Source organism: Streptomyces sp. NBC_01197, from assembly GCF_036010505.1.
Taxonomy (GTDB): domain Bacteria; phylum Actinomycetota; class Actinomycetes; order Streptomycetales; family Streptomycetaceae; genus Streptomyces.
On the sequence record NZ_CP108569.1, the window covers coordinates 1,272,429 to 1,292,767 of the forward strand.

Genomic DNA, 20,339 nt, shown 5'->3' on the forward strand with positions numbered 1-20,339 from the left:
GGTCAACACGCAAGGCAGTTCGATCAGATCGCCCCTATCCGGTGCTCCGTGCACTTCGTTGGCGTGCTCTTGTCCCGAAACGCTCTGAGGGCCCCGGGATCTGAGCCAATATTGCGGCCGCAATGCACTGACGCGATGCAAGGGACACCGCATGCGACTGACCGACATATCTCTGGACTGGCTGCTTCCCGGTGGCGTGATGATCGCGGGGGTCCTGGTCGCGGTGGCGGTGCTCGTGCGCGGCAGGCGCTCCGCCGACAAGGGATCGGCCGACGACACCTGGGAGCGCAGCGAGGAACGCAGACGGCACAAGGAGGCGGTCTACGGGACCGCCTCGTATCTGCTGCTGTTCTGCTGCGCGGCGGTCGCCGCCGCGCTGTCCTTCCACGGACTGGTGGGCTTCGGCCGGCAGAACCTCAACCTCACGGGCGGCTGGGAGTACCTGGTCCCGTTCGGCCTCGACGGCGCCGCCATGTTCTGTTCCGTGCTGGCGGTGCGGGAGGCGAGCCACGGTGACGCGGCGCTCGGTTCGCGGCTGCTGGTGTGGACGTTCGCCGGAGCGGCGGCCTGGTTCAACTGGGTGCACGCGCCGCGCGGCCTGGCCCACGCGGGCGCTCCGCAGTTCTTCGCGGGGATGTCGCTCTCGGCCGCTGTGCTGTTCGACCGCGCGCTGAAGCAGACCCGGGTGGCGGCGCTGCGTGAGCAGGGGCTCGTCCCCCGCCCGCTGCCGCAGATCCGGATCGTACGGTGGCTGCGCGCTCCCCGGGAGACCTTCGGCGCCTGGTCGCTGATGCTCCTGGAGGGTGTACGGACGCTGGACGAGGCAGTCGACGAGGTCCGTGACGACCGGCGCCAGAAGGAGCAGAACCGGCTCCGGAAGCGGGAGCACGACAAGCTGGAGCGGGCCCACCTCAAGGCGATCAGCAGGCAGCACCGGTCGCTTGGGCGCGGCCGCGGCAGCCGTCAGGTGGAGGTGGCGGGCACGGCTGCGGCTGTGGGTGCGCCGAAGGCGGTCTCGGAGCCTGCCATACCCGAGCCGGGACAGCTGCCTTTACGCGCCAGGCCCTCCCTGCAGGCCGTGACCGGTCCTGACTCCGACCGGGATGCGGCGGGAACCGATGCCGTGACGGTCGACCTCACCGCCGAGGACGACACCCAGACGCTCCCCCGCCTCGACTCCCTGGAGCAGAAACTGAAGGATCTCGAACAGCAATTCGGCTGAGCGACGCCGCGCGCTACAGCCAGGTGTCCGGTTGAACGCCCTGACCGGATTCCGCCGTGCGGCAGAACGCGGTCAGGGCGGCCGAACACGGTCAGGGCGGCCCGAAGGCGGTCAGGTGTGGTTCACGCCGGACCGCCTTCGAGTTCGAACCAGACCGACTTCCCCACCTCGTGCGTCCGTACGCCCCAGGCGTCCGCGAGCGCCTGCACCAGGAGCAGCCCCCGGCCGTGCGTGCTCTCGTCGGTGGCGCCGCGGGGCTCCGGCCGGCCGTTGGTGAAATCCCTTACCTCCACCCGGAGCCCGGCCGGGCCGACCCCGGCCGTGACGACCGCTCCCCGGTCCGTGTGGACCAGCGCGTTCGTCACCAGCTCGCTGGTGAGCAGCTCGGCCACGTCGGCGCTGCTCTGGCTTCCGCACCGCCGCAGCAGTTCCCTGAGCCCGTGCCGTACGTCCTTCACCGCCGGCAGATCCCCCCGGCCCAGTCTGCGGTGCAGCCGTCCGCTCCGGCGCCTCCCTGGCATGCCGGATCCCTGGCCGCACCGGTCAGGTGCGGTACTCGTACCACTGTGACGCCCCGTCATATCCCCCGCCTGCAAGTCGTGGTGCTCTGTCGTGCTCGAACAGCCTCCCGGAATGCATGCCCGGCAGGCGGGTACTCACGCCTCGGGGGCGGGTGCCGTGCGCTCCGCCGGGGAAGGCAAGCGGGGAACGTCACGCCGAGCCGATCCCGTAGGAGCCGCGATGCACGACGACCGATCGCTGGTCGAGGGCCGTTTGGAGCGGGCCCTGAACCAGTTCATCCGCCCCGCGCAGTACCCGGCCCGGGTGGGCCTCACCCTGTCCGTCTGGCACGCGCCGGACGAGCCGGTGCCCGTGGCGGAGGCGTTGCGCGGTACGTACGAGCCCTTCGCGGCCGGGACGGAGTGGGGCAGGCCCTGGTCGACCAGCTGGTTCCGGCTGGAGGGCGCCGTCCCCGACGCCTGGGCCGGCCGCCGGGTCGAGGCCGTGATCGACCCGGGATTCACCGGCCAGGGACCGGGGTTCCAGGCCGAGGGGATGATCTACGACGCCGAAGGCGTGCCGGTCAAGGGCATCCATCCGCGCAACCGCCAGGTGCCCGTGGCGGCGCCGGCCGCGGGCGGCGAACCGGTGTGTCTGCTCCTTGAGGCCGCCGCCAACCCCGCGGTGCTCCAGCACGGCTTCGAACCGACACCGCTGGGCGACGTCCTGACCGCGGGCGACGAACCCGTCTACCGCTTCGCGTCGGCGGATCTCGCCGTACTGGACGAGGACGTCTGGCAGCTGGTCATCGACATCGAGGTGCTCTCCGAGCTGATGCGGGAGCTGCCCGCCGACCGGAGCAGGCACCATGAGATCCTGCGCGCCCTCGAGGACATGCTGGACGCGCTGGATCTGCACGACGTGCCGGGCACGGCGGCGGCCGGGCGGGAGGCCCTCGCGCCGGCGCTGGCCAGGCCCGCCGATGCGGGCGCGCACCGGATCTCGGCCACCGGTCACGCCCATATCGACTCGGCGTGGCTGTGGCCGCTGCGCGAGACCGTACGGAAGGCATCGCGGACCTTCGCCAATGTGACGGCGCTGGCAGCCGACTACCCGGAGCTGGTCTTCGCCTGTTCGCAGGCCCAGCAGTACGCCTGGGTCAAGGAGAACCAGCCGTACATCTGGCAGCGCATCAAGAAAGCCGTGGCGGAAGGGAACTGGGCTCCGGTCGGCTCCATGTGGGTGGAGTCGGACGCCAATATGCCGGGGGGTGAGGCGCTGGCCCGCCAGATCGTGCACGGCAGGCGCTTCTTCGCCGAGGAGCTGGGTGTCCAGACCGAGGAGATCTGGCTGCCGGACTCCTTCGGCTATACGGCCGCCTTCCCGCAGCTGGCGAAGCTCGCGGGGATCAGGTGGTTCCTCACCCAGAAGCTGTCCTGGAACCAGTCGAACCCGATGCCGCACCACTCCTTCTGGTGGGAGGGCATCGACGGGACCCGGGTCTTCACCCACTTCCCGCCCGTCGACACGTACAACTCCCAGCTGCACGGCTCCGAACTGGCCCACGCCGAGCGGAACTTCGCGGACAAGGGGCGTGCGACGCGCTCCCTGGTGCCGTTCGGCTGGGGCGACGGCGGGGGCGGCCCCACGCGCGAGATGCTGGAGAAGGCGCGCAGGCTCCGGGACCTGGAGGGCTCGCCGCGCGTCGAGATCGAGAAACCGTCGGCTTTCTTCGCTGCGGCCGAGGAGGAGTACGGGCGACAGGCGCCCGTCTGGTCGGGCGAGCTCTATCTGGAGCTGCACCGCGCCACGTACACCACGCAGGCGAAGACCAAGCAGGGCAACCGCCGCAGTGAACACCTGCTGCGAGAGGCAGAGTTGTGGTCGACTGCGGCCGCGCTCCGGTCGGACACGTACGCCTATCCCCACGACGGTCTGGACCGGATCTGGAAGACCGTGCTGCTGCACCAGTTCCACGACATCCTGCCCGGTTCGTCGATCGCGTGGGTGCACCGGGAGGCGCGTGAGACCTACGCGGGGGTACGGGAGGAGCTGGAGGCGCTCATCGCCGGCGCGGTCGAAGCGCTCGAACTCGGCCCGGATGTACGCCCGTTGGCCGAAAGCCCCTCCCCCAGGGCCGTACTCAACGCCTCACCGTACGGGCGCCGCGAGGTCGTCCGTGCGGCAGACGGAACCGGAGACAGGGGGGACGGAATCGAAGGCACAGCGGGCGGCGCTCTCGCCTTCGCCGAGGTGCCGCCGCTCGGTTCCGCGCCGGTCAGCGGTACGGCGCCCGGCGCCCCCGTGGTGGTGACGGCGGACGGGCCGGCGATCGTGCTGGACAACGGGCTGCTGCGGGTCACGGTGGACGCGGACGGGCTGCTGTCCTCGGTGCGCGACCTGGCGGCGGACCGCGAGGTCCTGGCCCCCGGCAGCCGCGGCAATCTGCTCCAGCTGCACCCCGACCACCCCAATAAGTGGGACGCCTGGGACATCGACCGGCACTACCGGCGCAGCCGCACCGACCTCACCGCCGCCGATTCGGTGGAGGTCGTCGGTGAGGGGCCGCTGCGGGCCGCGGTGCGGGTGGTGCGGACCTTCGGGGCCTCGCGTATCACCCAGGAGCTGCGGCTCGACGCGGAGAGCCCCCGCCTGGACATCCTCACGGAGGCCGACTGGCAGGAGTCCGAGAAGGTACTCAAGGCCGCTTTCCCGCTCGACGTGCATGCCGAACGGTCCACGGCCGAGATCCAGTTCGGCCATGTGCACCGCCCCACGCACACCAACACCAGCTGGGACGCGGCCCGTTTCGAGATCTGCGCGCACCGCTGGCTGCGGGTCGCCGAACCGGGGTACGGGGTCGCGGTGCTCAACGACTCGACGTACGGCCACGATGTGACGCGGGCCGAGCACCGGGACGGTCTTGGCACGACCGTGCGGCTGACGCTGCTGCGCGCCCCGCACAGCCCGGACCCGGAGACGGACCTGGGCACCCATCGGTTCAGCTACGCGCTGTACCCGGGTGCCGGGGTGACCGACGCCGTACGGGAGGGGCTGGCGCTCAACCTCCCGCTGCGGACGGCGGACGCCCCCGCGCTGGCGCCGCTGGTCGCCACGGACCATCCGGCGGTGACGGTGGAGTCGGTGAAGCTCGCCGAGGACCGCAGCGGGGATGTAGTGGTGCGGCTCTACGAGTCGGCGGGCGGGCGTGCGGACACCGCGGTCAGGTTCGGGTTCCCGGTGGGGCGGGCCGAGATCACCGACCTGCTGGAACGGCCACTGCGTGAAGTGACGGCGGACGGCGGCACGCTCGCGGTGGCGCTGCGCCCCTTCCAGATCCTGACCCTGCGGCTGCGCCCGGCCTGACCGCCGCCGTCCCGGGGCGGACGGCGCCGCTTCCCCCTTACGCCCCGCGGCCCTGGGCATGTCGCGCAGCGGCTGTACGGGAAGCGGACAGACCGGCAGTCGGGTCCTCGTCTACGTGACGTCGAAGGGGGCCGGGGCGTGTCCCTCCCAGATCCGGCGGGAGGCCTCTTCCGGGTAGGGCAAGGTCTTCGACTCGGCCATCTCCCACGGCGCGGTGCAGCACTACTTCTCCACCCGGGAAGAGATGTTGGTCTTCGCCATGGACTTCGCGTCCGAACGGACATCACTGCGCGTCGCCGAAGGCGTCAGAGAACTCGGCGACCCACCACACCCCCGTGACCTGCTCCGAGTGATGCTGACGGAGATGCTCCCGCTGCATCCCGACGCGCGCGCGACGAGCCGGATGAGCGCCGTCTATGTCCTGGAGGCACTGCACGACGCGAGCATCCACACACACGCGCGCGCGACGGGCTGGCGCACGGCCGCGACCTCGTCGGGCAGATCCTCCGCCAGGCAGTCACCGATGGCCACATCAGCCCCGACCGCGACCCGGCGACCGAGACCAACCTGCTCCTGGCACTCACCGGCTTGACCCCACTCATCGAACTGGGTGTGATCGAGCCGGCCGAGGCCCTGGCCGCCGTCGACCAGCACCTCGACCAGCTGTTCACCAACACGACCTGACCGACGGAGCCCAGGAACGCCGCTCCCGGCTCTGCGGCCCTACGGCCTCGGCATGTTCCGCAGGTTGGAGCGGGCCATCTGCACCATCCGGCCCACGCCGCCGTCCAGCACGATCTTGGACGCGGAGAGCGCGAAGCCGCTGACCATGTCGGCGCTGATCCGCGGCGGGATGGAGAGCGCGTTCGGGTCGGTGACCACGTCCACCAGGGCGGGGCCCTTGTGCTTGAAGGCGTCCGTGAGCGCCCCGGCCAGCTGTTTCGGCTTCTCGACGCGGACGCCGTAGGCCCCCGCGGCCCGCGCGATGGCCGCGAAGTCGAAGGGCTGGTGGGTGGTGCCGTACGCGGGGAGGCCGCCCACCATCATCTCCAGCTCGACCATGCCGAGCGCGGAGTTGTTGAAGACGACGACCTTCACCGGCAGGTCGTACTGCACGAGGGTCAGGAAGTCGCCCATGAGCATCGAGAAGCCGCCGTCGCCGGACATCGCGACGACCTGCCGCTGCCGGTCGGTGAACTGTGCGCCGATGGCCTGCGGCAGGGCGTTGGCCATCGAGCCGTGACTGAACGAACCGATCACCCGTCGGCGGCCGTTGGGCGTCAGATAGCGGGCAGCCCACACGTTGTTCATCCCGGTGTCCACCGTGAACACCGCGTCGTCGTCGGCCACTTCGTCCAGGACGGACGCCACGTACTCGGGGTGGATCGGGATGTGCTTCTCGACCTTGCGCGTATAGGCCTTCACGACACCTTCGAGGGCATCGGCGTGCTTCTTGAGCATCTTGTCGAGGAACTTGCGACTGGTCTTCGCCTTCACCCGCGGAGTCAGCGCCAGCAGCGTCTCGCGCACATCGCCCCACACCGCGAGGTCCAGCTTGGTACGGCGGCCGAGGTGCTCCGGACGGATGTCGACCTGGGCGATCTTCACGTCGTCGGGCAGAAAGGCGTTGTACGGGAAGTCGGTCCCGAGCAGGAGCAGCAGATCGCACTCGTGCGTGGCCTCGTAGGCGGCTCCGTAGCCGAGGAGGCCGCTCATGCCGACGTCGTACGGGTTGTCGTACTGGATCCACTCCTTGCCGCGCAGCGCGTGGCCCACCGGGGACTTGATCCGCTCGGCGAACTTCATCACCTCGGCGTGCGCGCCCGCCGTACCGCTGCCGCAGAAGAGCGTCACCCGTTCGGCCTTGTCGATCAGGCGGGCCAGCTTCTCGATCTCCGCCTCGCCCGGACGCACCGAGGGACGCGAGGTGACCAGTGCGGACTCACCGGTCCGGTCCGGGGCCGGGGCGCCCGCGATGTCGCCGGGGAGGGTCACCACGCTGACACCGCTCTGGCCGATGGCGTGCTGGATGGCGGTCTGGAGCAGCCGCGGCATCTGCTGCGGGCTGGAGATCATCTCGCTGTAGTGGCTGCACTCCTGGAACAGCCGGTCGGGATGGGTCTCCTGGAAGTACCCGAGGCCGATCTCGCTGGAGGGGATGTGCGAGGCGAGGGCGAGGACCGGCGCCATGGAGCGGTGGGCGTCGAACAGGCCGTTGATCAGATGCAGATTCCCGGGGCCGCAGGAGCCGGCGCAGGCCGCGAGCTTGCCGGTGACCTGGGCCTCGGCGCCTGCCGCGAACGCGGCGGTCTCCTCGTGTTTGACCTGGATCCAGTCGATGGCCGCGTTGCGCCGGATGGCGTCCACGACAGGGTTCAGGCTGTCGCCGACGACTCCGTACAGGCGCTCCACGCCCGCGCGGACGAGGATGTCGACGAACTGCTCCGCAACGTTCTGTTTGGCCATGCCTCCATCAACCCATGGGCGCCCCCGTCGCGCCTGCGCTATTACGCCTTCTCATGACCCCGGTTCTCCTGAACCCCGGGGCTGCCGCGCCGCACCGGGCGGGTGGGCCGCCGGTGAACCTCAGCTCTCCCAGACCGCTGCGGCGGTGCGGTCGTCTGCGTATCCCTTGACTCGTACCTGGGCGTCGGCCAGGAACTCCGTGAGCCCCGGCGGCTCGGCCGGCGCCCAGCGCGCGGCCAGTTCGCCGGAGAGCGCAGGCTCGCCGCGCAGCGGTTCGGCGAGGCCCGCGCTGCACAGCAGCAGGGTGTCGCCCGGCCGGGCGACCGACGCACGGAAGCGGAACGGCTCGGTGGCCGGCAGCCGCTGCGGGGTGTCCAGGTGGGCGGAGAGCGGCGCCGCCGCGCCGGGGCCCGTGGGCGGCCGGTCGCCGGGCGGCGCCGAACCGAAGCCGACCACCGCCCCCCCGACGGACTCGGACGGGACCGGCATCGCGGGCTCCAGGTCCTGCCAGGCGCCGTCACGGAGACGGAAGAGCCCGCCGTCGCCGACCCCGAAGAAGACCCGGGTGCGGCATTCGGGGTCTCCGGAGAGCAGCAGGCAGCGCAGGGACGCGGTGTACGCGTGGGGGTCGAGGCCCAGTTCGGCGGCGCGGGCCCGCAGTTTGCCGAAGCCGCGCCCGGTGAGCCGGTGCAGCCCCGACTTGAGGTCGTCCCTGCGGCCCGCCCTGATGTCCTCGGCGAGCCGCCGCCTGCTGCGTCCGACGGCCCCGCCGATCCAGCGGCAGGCATCGGCGGCTGCGAGGTGCGCGCCTTCCGACGCGCGGGCGCCACTGGCGACGGCGACCAGCACCAGCGCGCTGTCGCCGCTGCCGAAACGGGCGGTGAGCAGGGCGTCCCTGCGGGGCTCACCCCGGTACCGGGCGGAGTCACCGCGTACGGAGGTGGCGCGCACGGTGTACGAGCCGTAGCAGGCGCCGTCGAGGACGGTGTCGGCGACGAGCTCGCCGAGGGCGTCGGGGCGCGCGGCGGGCAGGGCGGTGGGCTCGGCGTCGTAGGTGGGCGGTCCGTCACCCACATGGGCGACGGCGGGGCGCGCGGCGGTGGGGGGAGCGGGGGCTGGTGCGGGTGTTGGCACCGGCGCTTGGGCTGGGGCCGGTGGTGGGGCCGGCGCGTGCGTGCCACTCCCACCGCTCCTCCCCCGCTGGAACGGAAAGGTACGGGAAGGCAGTACGCCTTCCGCAGGCGGCTCCCACGGCGCCCGGGCCCTCGGTTCAGTCACCGGCCACGGAGCGGGATCGGGGGCGGGCCTGGTCGGCGGGTACACCAGGGGTGGCAACTCCGCCTCCGTACCCGGTGGTTCCTGATCGGCCGTACCGGGAGCCGCACCGGCATCCGCGCCCCCCACCGGCCCCACCGTCCCCGCCGCGGAGTCGAAGCGGTCGTCCAGGCTGTCGCCCTTGTCGGCGGTCGTCTGGTCCTCTGCGGTCTCGTCGTACAGCCGGCCCCACCAGTCGTCGGCCGTGGCGGGCTGCTCCCCCTGCTGACTCATGCCCCTATTGTCCATCGATGGGGTGGTCCCGGTACAGGGTGCGCGGAATTGCCCGTTGGACCGCACCGCCCCCCACGGGGGTGCGGCCCAACGGAGTTGCGGAGTGAGCGCTGCAAACCGCCCGATACGGTCAACCGGGCCTGCCCGGAAGCCGGGTTCTGTGACACCAGTTCGATCACCCTGGCAGAAACCGGAGTTCACCGGCGATGATGTGCCGCGGCGGAAACCCGCCGTGACTCAAAGCCGCCAGCGGATCGAGGTTCCCTTGCTCGGTGTCATAGGTCTGGACGACCTCCAGGAGTCGGCGTACCGCTCACTCGTCGCGCTCGGCGCGGCCGATGTGGCCGATCTCGCGCACCGGCTGCAGCTCTCCGAGACCGAGACCGAACGCGCCCTGCGCCGCCTCGAACGGCACGGCCTGGCCGCGCAGTCGTCCGCACGGACCGGCAGGTGGGTGGCCGCACCGCCGGGTGTCGCGCTGGGCGCCCTGCTCACCCAGCACCGCCACGAGCTGGAACAGGCCGAGCTGACGGCCGCGTTGCTGGTCGAGGAGTTCAGGGCGGAGGCGAAGGAACCGGCGGTACTCGACCTGGTGGAAGTGGTCACCGGGGCGAACGCCGTGTCCCAGCGTTTCCTGCAGTTGCAGCTGGGTGCGGCCGACGAGGTCTGCGCCCTGGTGACCGGCGGCAATCCGATCGCGGTGTCCAGCGGTGACAACGATGCCGAGGAGCGGGCGGCGAGCCGCGGGGTCTCGTACCGGGTGGTGCTGGAGCGAGTGGTCCTGGAGGAGCCGGGCGGGATAGCCGAGCTGGCCGAGGCGCTGGGCCGCAAGGAGCAGGTACGCGTCATCGACCGGGTGCCGACGAAGCTGGTGATCGCGGACCGGAGCCTGGCGATGGTGCCGCTGACCGGCCGGGGCGCGCAGCCTTCCGCGCTGGTCGTCCACGGGAGCGGTCTCCTGGAATCACTGCGGGGACTGTTCGAAGCCGTGTGGCGGGAGGCGCTGCCGCTGCGGCTGGGACACAGTGGAGAGGTGACCGAGGACGGCGAGCCGGGTCCCGACGCCACGGATCTGCAGATCCTCTCGCTGCTGCTCGCCGGGATGACCGACGCGAGCGTCGCAAAACAGCTGGAGCTGGGATTGCGGACGGTGCAGCGGCGAGTAAAAGGCCTGATGGAACTGGCCGGGGTCACCACACGGCTGCAGCTCGGCTGGCACGCGTCCGAGAAGGGCTGGGTCGCCAGGACCCCCGACCGGAACCCACCCGGCCGGAACACGACGGCCGACTGGAGCGGCTGACCGGAGCCGGCGGGCGGTGCCCCGCGCACCTGCCGGGCGCACCCACCGGATTCGTACGACCCCCACCCGCTCCAACATACCGGCGGCCGGAGGCCCGGTGCCGCGCTGCGCGGGACGGTCGCTTCCGGCACGCTTGGCAGATGAGTCTGTGGCAGCTCGTCGCGGTGGGCCTGGTGATGCTGCTCGGCCTGGCGGGGGTCCTGGTTCCCGGTGTGCCGGGGCCGGCGATCGTGTGGGCCGCCGCCGCGTGGTGGGCGCTGACCGACACCACCGGCCTGGCCTGGGCCATCCTCGCCGGTGCCACGGCCCTGCTACTGCTGAACCAGGCGCTCCGTCCGCTGCTGCCCACGCGCCGTCCGCGCGAGTCCGGGGCGCCGCGCAGGACGGTGTACATCGGCGGAGCCGCGGGCATCGTGGGCTTCTTCATCGTGCCGGTGCTCGGCGGTATCGCCGGTTTCATCGGAGGGATCTACGGAGCGGAGCGGGTGCGCCTCGGCAGCCACCGGGCCGGCCGGGCGTCCACCCGTACGGTCATGCGGGCCATCGGGACAGCGGTTCTCGTCGAACTGCTCGCCTGTCTGGCCGTCATCGGCGCCTGGCTCGGCGCGCTCATCCTGGGCTAGCACGCCGCCGACCGCGACAACCCGCAATACATGGGATCTCTCCCGACTCATTGACGCACCCCAGTGCCGTGTCTACCTTTCTCCAGGGGATAGCTCGGATGAATTCTTGGGTTACGAGCCGCCGGGAGGCGTCATGGCCGCTGTACCTGAACCACCGAAACGACGAACGGTTCTCGCCACCGGCACCGCCATCGGCGGCGCCCTGCTCACCGGGGGCCTGGCCGCGGTACCCGCGCAGGCCGCTCCGGGCGGCGCCGCCGCTGCCTCACCCCGGATCACACCGACCGCCGTCCAGTCATCGGACGACAGCTGGAAGGCGATTCTCGACGACGCCGACCTTGTCTGGCAGCGGATGCCGAAGACCTGGTACGAGGGCCCGTACCTCGGCAACGGCTACCTCGGTTCGGGGATCTACGCCGAGCCGGGCCGGAACGCGGTCCGCTTCAACGTCCAGCACTCCGAGGTCACCGACCACCGCCCCGAGTTCGGCTCGCTCTTCGGCCTCGCCCGGCTGCCCATCGGCTACTTCACCCTGGAACCGGCCGGCACCATCACCGGCATCGTCTGGCGTCTTGGGCTGCGCGACGCCGAGCTGACCGGCACGCTGACCACCGACCGCGGCACCCTCACCCTGCGAGCCCTGGTCCACAACTCGCTCTCGGTGCTGGCCGTCGAGATCACTCCGAGCGAGGGCGAGCAGGACTTCCGCTGGGTCTTCCACACGGCCGAGTCGATCAGCCCGCGCGCCGCGTCGAAGCCGCTCCCCGACGGCTACACGGCCAATCCGCCGGCCGTGACCGAGGAGCACAGCGGGGTGACGACCGCCGTGCAGCCGCTCCTCGCCGGCGGCCAGCATGTGACCGCGTGGCAGGAGCGCACCCACGGCGCACGGCGCACGCTCTACGCCACCGTGGCGCACTCCCACCCGAAGAACACCGCACTCGACCAGGCCGTACGACTGATTCGCGGCGTGGCGCCGGTCCCCCTCGACGTACACGCGCTGGCCCACCGGGCCTGGTGGCACGACTACTACCGCAAGAGCTTCCTGTCCGTACCGGACGCCCGTATCCAGCGCTTCTACTGGATCCAGCTCTACAAGGTCGCGTCCGCCGCCCGCGCCGACGCCCCCGTCATGGCGACGTCAGGGCCCTGGCTGGAGCCGACGCCCTGGCCAAACACCTGGTGGAATCTCAACGTCCAGCTGGAGTACTGGCTGATCCACGGCTCGAACCACCTGGAACTCGACGCGGTGACGCGGGCGTTGGGCGAGTTCCGGGAGAACCTGTCGAACCAGCTGGCGGCGCCGTACCGGAAGGACTCGGCAGGTATCCCGCGCACCACCGACCCCCAGCTGGTCAACGGGGCGGCCGTCGTCAACGGTGGTTACGGCGTGGGCATCCCCGGCGAGGACCCGCCGACACCCGAGGTCGGCAACCTCACCTGGGCGCTGCACAACGTCTGGCTGAGCTACCGCCACACCATGGACGAGCGGATCCTGCGCGACACGCTCTTCCCGCTGCTGCGCAAGGCCGTCAACTACTACCTGCACTTCCTGACCCCGGGCAAGGACGGCAAGCTGCATCTGCCGGCCACCTTCTCGCCGGAGTACGGGGTCGACGCCCCGGACACCAACTACGACCTGATGCTGCTGCGCTGGGGCTGCCGCACGCTGGTCGATTCGGCCGCCACCCTCGGTATCAAGGACCCGCTGAAGGAACGCTGGCAGGAGGTGCTGGCCAGACTGACGCCGTACCCGGTCGACGAGAACGGCTTCATGATCGGCGCGGGCGTTCCCTTCGCGATGTCCCACCGCCACTACTCGCACCTCCTCGCGGTCTACCCGCTCTACGAGCTGACCGGCCGCACCCCGGACGAGCGCGCGCTGATCGAGAAGTCGCTTGCCCACTGGGTCGGCTTCGAAGGGGCCCTCCAGGGTTACACGTTCACCGGCGCCACCTCGATGTCCGCGCTGCTCGGCAAGGGCGAGGACACGCTGAAGTACCTGGGCGAGCTGATGGCCCGCTTCATCCAGGCCAACACCATGTACAAGGAGTCGGGCCCGGTCATCGAGACGCCGCTGTCGGCGGCGCAGTCGCTGCACGACATGCTCTGCCAGTCGTGGGGCGGTGTGATCAGGGTCTTTCCGGCGGTCCCGGCGGCCTGGGGCGACCTGGTGCTCCACGACTTCCGTACGCAGGGGGCGTTCCTGCTCAGTGCGGTACGGGAGAAGGGGGTGAACCGCTGGGTCAGGGTGACCAGTGAGGTGGGCGCACCGTGTGCCGTACGCCATGGGATCGCCGGACCCATCGACGTACGCGACGGCCACGGGCACCCGCTGCGGTACGAGGACGGGGGCGACGGCACTGTCACCATCGCGCTCCGCAGGGGCGAGTCCGCGCTCATCACCGCGGCGGGCGACCACCCGGATCTGACGGTGCGGCCGGTTACTCCGAACGAACAGGCCGCCCGCTGGGGTCTGCCCGCGTGACGCCGCCGGAGGCCGACAGGCCGTAAGGGCGGAGGCGTTCACTCCCTGCCGGCGAGTGAACGCCCCGCCCTGGTCCGGTCCTTGCCCGGCTCCGTGGTCCGGGACTCAGCGCTTGGTGCTGCTTCAGCGCTTGGTGCTGCTGTTGAAGAGCGACCGCGACCAGACGTATCCGACCAGGGCGATACCGGCGCACCAGGCGAGCGAGATCCAGCCGTCGTTGCCGATCTCCGAGCCGGAGAGCAGGCCGCGCAGTGTCTCGGTCATCGGCGTGAAGGGCTGGTACTCGGCGAACCAGCGCAGGCCCGGCGACATCGACCCGGCCGGCACGAACGCCGAGCCGAGGAACGGCAGGAACTGGACGAGCAACGGCTTGTTGCTCGCCGACTCGACGGTCTTGGAGACCAGGCCGAGCGCCGTGGACAGCCAGGTCACCGCGAAGCCGATGGCCGTGAGGAGACCTGCCGCGGCCAGCCACTCCAGCGGGCTCGCCCCGGACCGGAAGCCGACGGCGAGCGCGACGCCGACGACCAGCACGGTGCTCAGCATCGTCTGGACGACGCTGCCGACGACATGCCCCGTCATGAACGACGAGCGTGAGATGTTCATGGTGCGGAAGCGGTTGATGATGCCCTCGGTCATGTCGGTGCAGACCGCGATCGAGGTCGACATCGAGCCGGCGGCCACCCCCATGATGATGATGCCGGGCGTCAGGTAGTTCAGATACGCGCCCCGGCCGCCACCCATGCCGGCGCCGATCGAGTCGCCGAAGGCGTACACGAACAGCAGCAGCATCAGGATCGGCGTCATGGCGGTGCCGAGCCCCACCGCCGGATAGCGGATCGCGTGCTTCACATTCCGCCGCAGCATCGTCACCGAGTCGTGCACGGCGTAGGCGAGGGTGCTCATCGCAGGGTCTCCTTCACTTGCGTCTCCGTCAGGTGGAGCGCGGTGTTGGTGCTGCCGCCGCCGGTCAGGGCGAGGAACACATCGTCGAGGTCGGGGGTGTGCACGGAGAAGTCGGCGGCGCGGGTACCGGCGGCGTCCAGCCGGTCGAGCAGGGCGCGCAGCGCTTCGAGCCCGCCGTCGCCCGCGACACGCAGGGCGAACTGCTCGTCGTCCCGGGCCGCGCCGGGGAAGGCGGCGGCGCGCTCGTACTCGTCGGGGCCGGTGAACCGGAGCCGTACATGGCTGCCGGGGATCTGCGCCTTGAGCTCGTCGGCGGTGCCCTCCGCGACGATCCGCCCGCCGTCGAGCACCGCGATCCGGTCCGCCAACTGGTCGGCCTCCTCCAGGTACTGCGTGGTGAGGAAGACGGTGACGCCGCCGGCGACCAGCGAATGCACGGTCTCCCACATGGTGCGGCGGCTGCGCGGGTCGAGCCCGGTCGTCGGCTCGTCGAGGAAGATCACCTGTGGGTCGCCGACCAGCGTCATGGCGAGGTCGAGCCGGCGCCGCATACCGCCCGAGAAGAACGCGGCGCGCTTGTGCGCAACGTCCGCGATCTCGAACCGCTCCAGCAACTCCGCGGCTCGCTTGCGCCCTTCGCGCTTGCCGAGGTGCAGCAGGTCGGCCATGAGGAGCAGGTTCTCCTCGGCGGTGAGCAGGTCATCGAGTGCGGCGAACTGCCCGGTGACTCCGATCGCGGCGCGCACGCCGTCCGGCGATGTGGCGACGTCGTGGCCCGCGACCTGGGCCTGGCCGCCGTCGGCCGAGATGAGCGTGGACAGGATCTGCACGGTGGTGGTCTTGCCGGCGCCGTTCGGCCCGAGCAGGGCGAACACTGTGCCGGTCGGGATCCGCAGATCGATGCCGTCGAGAACGGTCTTGTCACCGTACGACTTGCGCAGACCGGCGGCGGAGACAGCGGGCGGCCGTCGGCCACCCGACTTGAACGTGGGCATGACAATTGAAGCCATGGAGTCCTCCCTCTCGAAGGCGTGAAGGCGTGAAGGCGTGAAGGCGCGGCGAGGGTGAAGTGCTTTGGCCGTACAGGGCCGGGCGGATCAGGCCCGGGCGCGGCGGATGTCGATGTTGCCGTTCCGGGTACGGGCCCTGACCTCGACGGTGTCCTCGGACTCGGACGGACTGTCGGATGCGCCGAGCGCGTTGTGCACCTGGCCGAAGGCCGAGCCGGCGTCGAGCCAGGCGGCCGTGCCCTCGCGGATGCCGATCTCGATGGCGCCGTTGGAGGTCTCCAACTGGACGGTCCCACAGGCGACTTCGGCGACACGCAAGGTGCCGTTGGCGGTGGTGGCGGCAACCGAGCGCCGGGCGCGCTCGATGGAGATGTCACCGTTGGCGCCACTCACCCGCAGATCGCCCATCGCGTCACCCACGGTCGTGGTGCCGTGCGAGTTCTTCAGGACGGCGGTGCCGTCGACGGCACCGACGCGCAGGCTGCCGGAGCTGGTGGCGATCTCCGCCGGGCCCTCGACGCGGTCCACGTTGATACTGCCGTGGGACGCGGTCAGGTGCAGCGGTCCAGTGGTTTCGAGGCGGACGTCACCCGCCGAGGTCTTCACACGGACCTCGCCGAGCCGGCCCTCACCGCGCACCTGGACCCAGCCACCGGTCATGTCGACCTGCGAACCCGTAGGCAGTTCCACCGTCACATCGACGGTGCCGGCGGGCCCGATGAGATAACGCCCCTTGGGCGTCCTGATGGTCAACAGGCCGCTCGTGTACCGCACTTCGGTCTGCTTCGCCGCTTGTACGTCCCGGTCCTTCTTCGGATCGCGGGGCTGCACATCGACGAGAGTGTCGAGCCGGTCGGCGGCGATGAACCCGATGGATCCGGCATCCACGCGGGCGGTGACCGAGATCGGTACAGGGGTGTCGAAAGGAGTACCGAAAGGAGCGTCGAAAGAAGGCATGACTGTCCCGTCCTCTTGGGTCTTCTTGGATCTTCGTGGCGTCCCTGCCGTTGGGACGTGGTGGAGGTGAAGCGAGGTGGGCGGGGCGGCTAGCGCACCCAGCCCGTGAAGCTCTGCCCGACGGTTCGGGTGGTGCGGGTTTTCTCGGCAGTACGTGACGAGGCGCCGCCGTCGACCGCGGCCGACACGGCTCGTACCAGCCACGCGTTGGCCGAGAGGCCCTCGCGGCTCGCGGCCTCCTCGGCGCGCGCCTTGAGATGGGCGGGCAGGCGCAGATTGACACGGGCGGTGCCGCCGCCGTCGTCGCCCTCGGCGGGTGCCGGGGCCAGGGCCTTGAGCGGCTCGACGGGCCCGCTCCTGTCCTGGTACGCCTCATCGGCCGCCGGCCGCGTCACCACGAAGTCGGGGTCGATCCCGCGCAGCCGTACGTCGACCGACCCGGGGGCGAGTTCCCGGGTGACCTCACCCATCGCGGCGGAGAGCACGTTGAGCATCGTCAGGCGGGTCGCCGACTCCAGGGGAGCGGTGAGCCGCTCGGCCAGCTCGCGGGCTTCTTCGCCACCGGCTTCGGCGGCCACCGCGAGTTCGCGGCGGAGGTTGTCGACATACGGCGTGAGGTCCATGACGCCATAATGGCACCACGATGGCGCCACATGCAAGCCCCGCAAGGGAAACGACTGTCGATCGGAGGTTATCCGGCAACTTCAGCCAGCCCTGACGTGCGGAAACACACCGCGCGCCAAGTTGCGTCAATGCGGCGCCATGTGGCCCCTCCCTCTCCTTGGCGCATCCGATGGCACCACTTGGCACCACGTGGCACCACCAAGGTCACCGATGCAGTCACGGGGTCCGCGCGCGATGCTGGGCGCATGAGCGAATTCACCGACGCCGAACGCGCGTATCTAGCCGGCCAGCGCCTGGGGCGGTTGGCCACCGTCGACCCCAGGGGGCAGCCGCAGGCGAACCCGGTCGGCTTCTTTCCGCAGGAGGACGGGACGATCCTGATCGGTGGGTACGCCCTCGGCACGACCAAGAAGTGGCGGAATCTGCAGGCCAATCCGAAGGTCGCACTGGTCGTGGACGACGTGGTGAGCGTTCAGCCGTGGGCGGTGCGCGGGGTGGACATCCGGGGCGAGGCCGAGCTGCTGACCGGGCCGCACGAGCTGGGTTCGCACTTCAGCGATGAGTTGATCCGCATCCACCCCGCGAAGATCCACAGCTGGGGCCTGGAGTAATCCGGCAGGCCCTCCCCCGGCCGCTCACGGCTGCTCACGGCTTCTCACTGCTGCTCAAGCCAGATGTGCCGCAGGGCGTACGAGCGCCAGGGCCGCCAGCTCTCCGCGCCGGGCTCACCGGGGAACGCCACATCGGGGTCGCCCAGCGCCCGCATCCGGATCAGCGCCGCCCCGCGCGGGGTCATACCCGGCAGCGCGAGAAGCGCCTGTTCCGCCTCGTCCCGGTCGGCTCCCGGGTCGAGGCGTACGGCGGACACCGCGCCCAGCGAGGGCTCGTCGGCCAGCAGTCCGGCCGGGGCCGGGAAGAGGTGGGTGAGTCCGCCGCAGGGCCGGTCGAGGGCTGTGCCGTAGCGCTCGACCAGCCACTGCGACTTCTCCCGCCCGGCCAGCGCCCGTACCGCGAACTCCTCGGGCTCCGCGGTCCCGGGTGAGCGCAGCCCCGGGCGGCGGGCGACGAGCGGTGCGAGGCGCGGGTCGGCGGCGAGCCGTTCGTCGATGGCGTACGGATCGGCGTCCAGGTCGAAGAGCCGGCGCAGGCGCTGCACCGCGGTGGTCAGGTCCCGCAGATCGGTGAGGTGGATCCGCGCGTCCAGCCAGCGCCCGGCCGACCGCTCGCCGACAGCGGCGATGCCCGAGCCGTACGGCAGCCGCAGCGTGCGCCGGTAGGTGCGGAAGCCGGGCTTGCCCGGCACCTCCTCGATCCGCGGGATCGCCTCCCGCGCCAGCAGGTCGAAGACCTCGCGTGCCGCGTAGGGGCCGCGGTGGGCGAGCCGCAGCGGGATACCGGCGGCAGTCCCGGCGGAGACGCCCGGCACGGATGCGGCGGCCTCGGCCCGCAGCTCGCTCGGCGTGCGGGCGTAGATCTGCCGGATGGTGTCGTTGAACTGCCGCACGCTAGCGAAGCCGGACGCGAACGCGATCTCCGTGACAGGCAGCCCGGTGGTCTGGAGCAGTACGCGCGCGGTGTGCGAGCGCTGTGCGCGGGCCAGCGCGACCGGGCCCGCGCCGACCTCGGCGGTCAGCTGCCGCTGGACCTGCCGGGTGCTGTAGCCGAGCCGTACCGCGAGGCCCGGCACACCCTCGCGGTCGACCACCCCGTCGCCGATCATGCGCATGGCGCGGCCGACGACGTCGGCGCGGACGTTCCAGGCGGCGGAGCCGGGCACGGCGTCCGGCCGGCAGCGGCGGCAGGCGCGGAAACCGCTGCCCTGGGCCGCCGCCGCCGTCGGGTAGAAGGAGACGTTCCGGCGTTTGGGGGTCACCGCCGGACAGCTGGGCCGGCAGTAGATCCCCGTGGTGCGCACCGCGAAGAAGAACTCTCCGTCGAAGCGCGCGTCGCGGCTGCTCACCGCCTCGTACCTGGTCTCTTCATCCATCACGGAGACCAGTGTGCCCCGGCCCCCGGCCCCCCGCTGGCGGAAAACGGACAGCGCGCCCGGGACCACTGTGCCAGGGCCGGGGACCGGATCCGCTCAGGGCTTGCGGATCTTGCCGCGCTTGGCCTCCATGGCGGCCCGGCCTTCCGCGCCCTTCATCTTCCAGTCCCGCCGGATCGCGGCGCGCATCCGGGCGTCGGTCCTCGCGAGGATGCGCTGATTCTCCCGGAGCAGCTTGCGGTAGCTCTCCAGGCGGCGGACCGGCAGCGAGCCGTCGTCGATGGCCGCGAGCACCGCGCATCCTGGCTCCGACTCATGGGCGCAGTCGTGGAAACGGCACTGCTCGGCGAGCGTGTCGATCTCGGAGAAGACCTGACTGACCCCGCTCGACGCGTCCCAGAGCCCGACACCGCGCAGCCCCGGGGTGTCGATGAGGACGCCACCGCCGGGCAGGACGAGCAGATTACGGGTGGTGGTGGTGTGCCGGCCCTTGCCGTCCACATCACGGGTGGCCTGCACCTCCATCACGTCGTCACCGATCAGTGCGTTGGCCAGGGTCGACTTGCCCGCGCCGGAGGCTCCGAGCAGCACGCTCGTCCCCCCGGCCACCACGGCCGCCAGGACGTCCACGCCGTCGCCGGTGGCGGAGCTGACGGGCAGCACCTGTACGCCCGGTGCGGCGGTCTCGACGTCGTCGACGAGATACGAGAGCCCGGTGGGGTCCGGTACCAGGTCGGCCTTGGTGAGGACGACCAGCGGCGTGGCGCCCGACTCCCACGCAAGGGCGAGGAACCGCTCGATCCGGCCGAGGTCGAGCTCGACGGCGAGCGACACAGCGATGATCACGTGATCGACGTTGGCGGCGAGGATCTGGCCCTCGGAACGGTCGGACGACGTCGAGCGTACGAAGGCGGTCCTGCGCGGCAGCAGTGCCCGCGCGAACTGCGGGTCACCGCCCGGGTCGACCGCGGCCCAGTCGCCGGTGCACACGGCCCGCATGGGGTCGCGCGGTACGACGTACTCGGTGTCGGCCCGCACGGGTCCGGTCGTGGTGATGACATCGCACTGCCCGCGGTCGACGCGTACGACCCGGCCGGGCAGCAGGCCTTGTCCGGCATAGGGGGCGAACTCGGCCTCCCAGTCCGCATCCCAGCCGTAAGCGGCGAGCGGGTGCGCGGAAGCGGAGGAAGCCTGGGAGGAAGAAGAGAAAGACAAGGGGTGACCCTTCACAAGGGTGGCCCCGGCACCGCGCCGACGGGCGCGGACAAAGAGAGATCTGAGAGGGATCAGCCGGAGACCACGGAGGTGGAGTGAATGAGCTTCCGGGTGCGGACAGCACCC

At 71.1% G+C, this 20,339-nt stretch carries 16 protein-coding genes; 7 read left to right on the forward strand and 9 right to left on the reverse strand.

Features of this window, described 5'->3' with window-relative positions; translation table 11 throughout:
- Nucleotides 1-151 precede the first annotated feature (151 nt).
- Nucleotides 152-1,222, forward strand: coding sequence for a DUF2637 domain-containing protein (locus tag OG452_RS05785; protein ID WP_327294538.1), 1,071 nt, complete (start codon nt 152-154; stop codon nt 1,220-1,222).
- A gap of 122 nt (nt 1,223-1,344) precedes the next feature.
- Here the strand turns inward: OG452_RS05785 and OG452_RS05790 are convergent, their stop codons facing one another.
- Nucleotides 1,345-1,743 (reverse strand): ATP-binding protein, encoded by a 399-nt coding sequence (locus OG452_RS05790; protein ID WP_327294539.1) that lies wholly within the window; start codon nt 1,741-1,743, stop codon nt 1,345-1,347.
- 220 nt (nt 1,744-1,963) lie between these two features.
- On the opposite strand from OG452_RS05790, the gene OG452_RS05795 reads away from it, so the two are divergent.
- A complete protein-coding gene (locus tag OG452_RS05795) occupies nt 1,964-5,089 on the forward strand; it encodes an alpha-mannosidase (protein WP_327294540.1) in 3,126 nt (1,041 codons plus the stop codon).
- A 214-nt stretch (nt 5,090-5,303) separates the two neighbouring features.
- Nucleotides 5,304-5,681, forward strand: a complete 378-nt coding sequence (locus OG452_RS05800; protein ID WP_327294541.1) for a hypothetical protein — start codon at nt 5,304-5,306, stop codon at nt 5,679-5,681.
- A 131-nt stretch (nt 5,682-5,812) separates the two neighbouring features.
- Here the strand turns inward: OG452_RS05800 and OG452_RS05805 are convergent, their stop codons facing one another.
- Nucleotides 5,813-7,555: a pyruvate dehydrogenase gene (locus tag OG452_RS05805; RefSeq protein ID WP_327294542.1), complete on the reverse strand. Its 1,743-nt coding sequence runs from the start codon at nt 7,553-7,555 to the stop codon at nt 5,813-5,815.
- Nucleotides 7,556-7,675: 120 nt separating this feature from the next.
- A complete protein-coding gene (locus OG452_RS05810; protein WP_327294543.1) occupies nt 7,676-9,103 on the reverse strand; it encodes a protein phosphatase 2C domain-containing protein in 1,428 nt (475 codons plus the stop codon).
- A 265-nt stretch (nt 9,104-9,368) separates the two neighbouring features.
- Between OG452_RS05810 and OG452_RS05815 the strand changes: the two genes are divergently transcribed.
- The 3 genes from OG452_RS05815 to OG452_RS05825 all read left to right on the forward strand — a co-directional run bounded on the left by OG452_RS05815 (nt 9,369) and on the right by OG452_RS05825 (nt 13,514).
- On the forward strand, nt 9,369-10,403 hold the full coding sequence (locus tag OG452_RS05815) for a helix-turn-helix domain-containing protein (RefSeq protein ID WP_327299521.1): 1,035 nt from the start codon (nt 9,369-9,371) through the stop codon (nt 10,401-10,403).
- Between the two features lie 140 nt (nt 10,404-10,543).
- Nucleotides 10,544-11,026 (forward strand): DUF456 domain-containing protein, encoded by a 483-nt coding sequence (locus OG452_RS05820; protein WP_327294544.1) that lies wholly within the window; start codon nt 10,544-10,546, stop codon nt 11,024-11,026.
- 133 nt (nt 11,027-11,159) lie between these two features.
- Nucleotides 11,160-13,514, forward strand: a complete 2,355-nt coding sequence (locus OG452_RS05825) for a glycosyl hydrolase family 95 catalytic domain-containing protein (protein ID WP_327294545.1) — start codon at nt 11,160-11,162, stop codon at nt 13,512-13,514.
- A 123-nt stretch (nt 13,515-13,637) separates the two neighbouring features.
- Here the strand turns inward: OG452_RS05825 and OG452_RS05830 are convergent, their stop codons facing one another.
- The 4 genes from OG452_RS05830 to OG452_RS05845 all read right to left on the reverse strand — a co-directional run bounded on the left by OG452_RS05830 (nt 13,638) and on the right by OG452_RS05845 (nt 17,010).
- Nucleotides 13,638-14,420 (reverse strand): ABC transporter permease, encoded by a 783-nt coding sequence (locus tag OG452_RS05830; RefSeq protein WP_327294546.1) that lies wholly within the window; start codon nt 14,418-14,420, stop codon nt 13,638-13,640.
- Nucleotides 14,417-15,430, reverse strand: coding sequence for an ATP-binding cassette domain-containing protein (locus OG452_RS05835; RefSeq protein ID WP_442809957.1), 1,014 nt, complete (start codon nt 15,428-15,430; stop codon nt 14,417-14,419). The genes OG452_RS05830 and OG452_RS05835 overlap by 4 nt, the downstream gene beginning before the upstream one ends.
- Nucleotides 15,431-15,517: 87 nt before the next feature.
- The gene (locus OG452_RS05840; RefSeq protein ID WP_327294547.1) at nt 15,518-16,387 is read right to left on the reverse strand and encodes a DUF4097 family beta strand repeat-containing protein; all 870 of its coding nucleotides are present in this window, start codon (nt 16,385-16,387) and stop codon (nt 15,518-15,520) included.
- A gap of 89 nt (nt 16,388-16,476) precedes the next feature.
- Nucleotides 16,477-17,010: a hypothetical protein gene (locus tag OG452_RS05845; RefSeq protein WP_327294548.1), complete on the reverse strand. Its 534-nt coding sequence runs from the start codon at nt 17,008-17,010 to the stop codon at nt 16,477-16,479.
- Between the two features lie 246 nt (nt 17,011-17,256).
- Between OG452_RS05845 and OG452_RS05850 the strand changes: the two genes are divergently transcribed.
- Nucleotides 17,257-17,622, forward strand: a complete 366-nt coding sequence (locus OG452_RS05850; protein WP_327294549.1) for a PPOX class F420-dependent oxidoreductase — start codon at nt 17,257-17,259, stop codon at nt 17,620-17,622.
- Between the two features lie 44 nt (nt 17,623-17,666).
- Here OG452_RS05850 and OG452_RS05855 read toward each other — a convergent pair whose 3' ends face one another.
- Both OG452_RS05855 and rsgA read right to left on the reverse strand, forming a co-directional pair.
- Nucleotides 17,667-18,998: a DNA-3-methyladenine glycosylase 2 family protein gene (locus OG452_RS05855; RefSeq protein WP_327299523.1), complete on the reverse strand. Its 1,332-nt coding sequence runs from the start codon at nt 18,996-18,998 to the stop codon at nt 17,667-17,669.
- 96 nt (nt 18,999-19,094) lie between these two features.
- On the reverse strand, nt 19,095-20,213 hold the full coding sequence (gene rsgA, locus OG452_RS05860) for a ribosome small subunit-dependent GTPase A (protein WP_327294550.1): 1,119 nt from the start codon (nt 20,211-20,213) through the stop codon (nt 19,095-19,097).
- Nucleotides 20,214-20,339 lie beyond the last annotated feature (126 nt).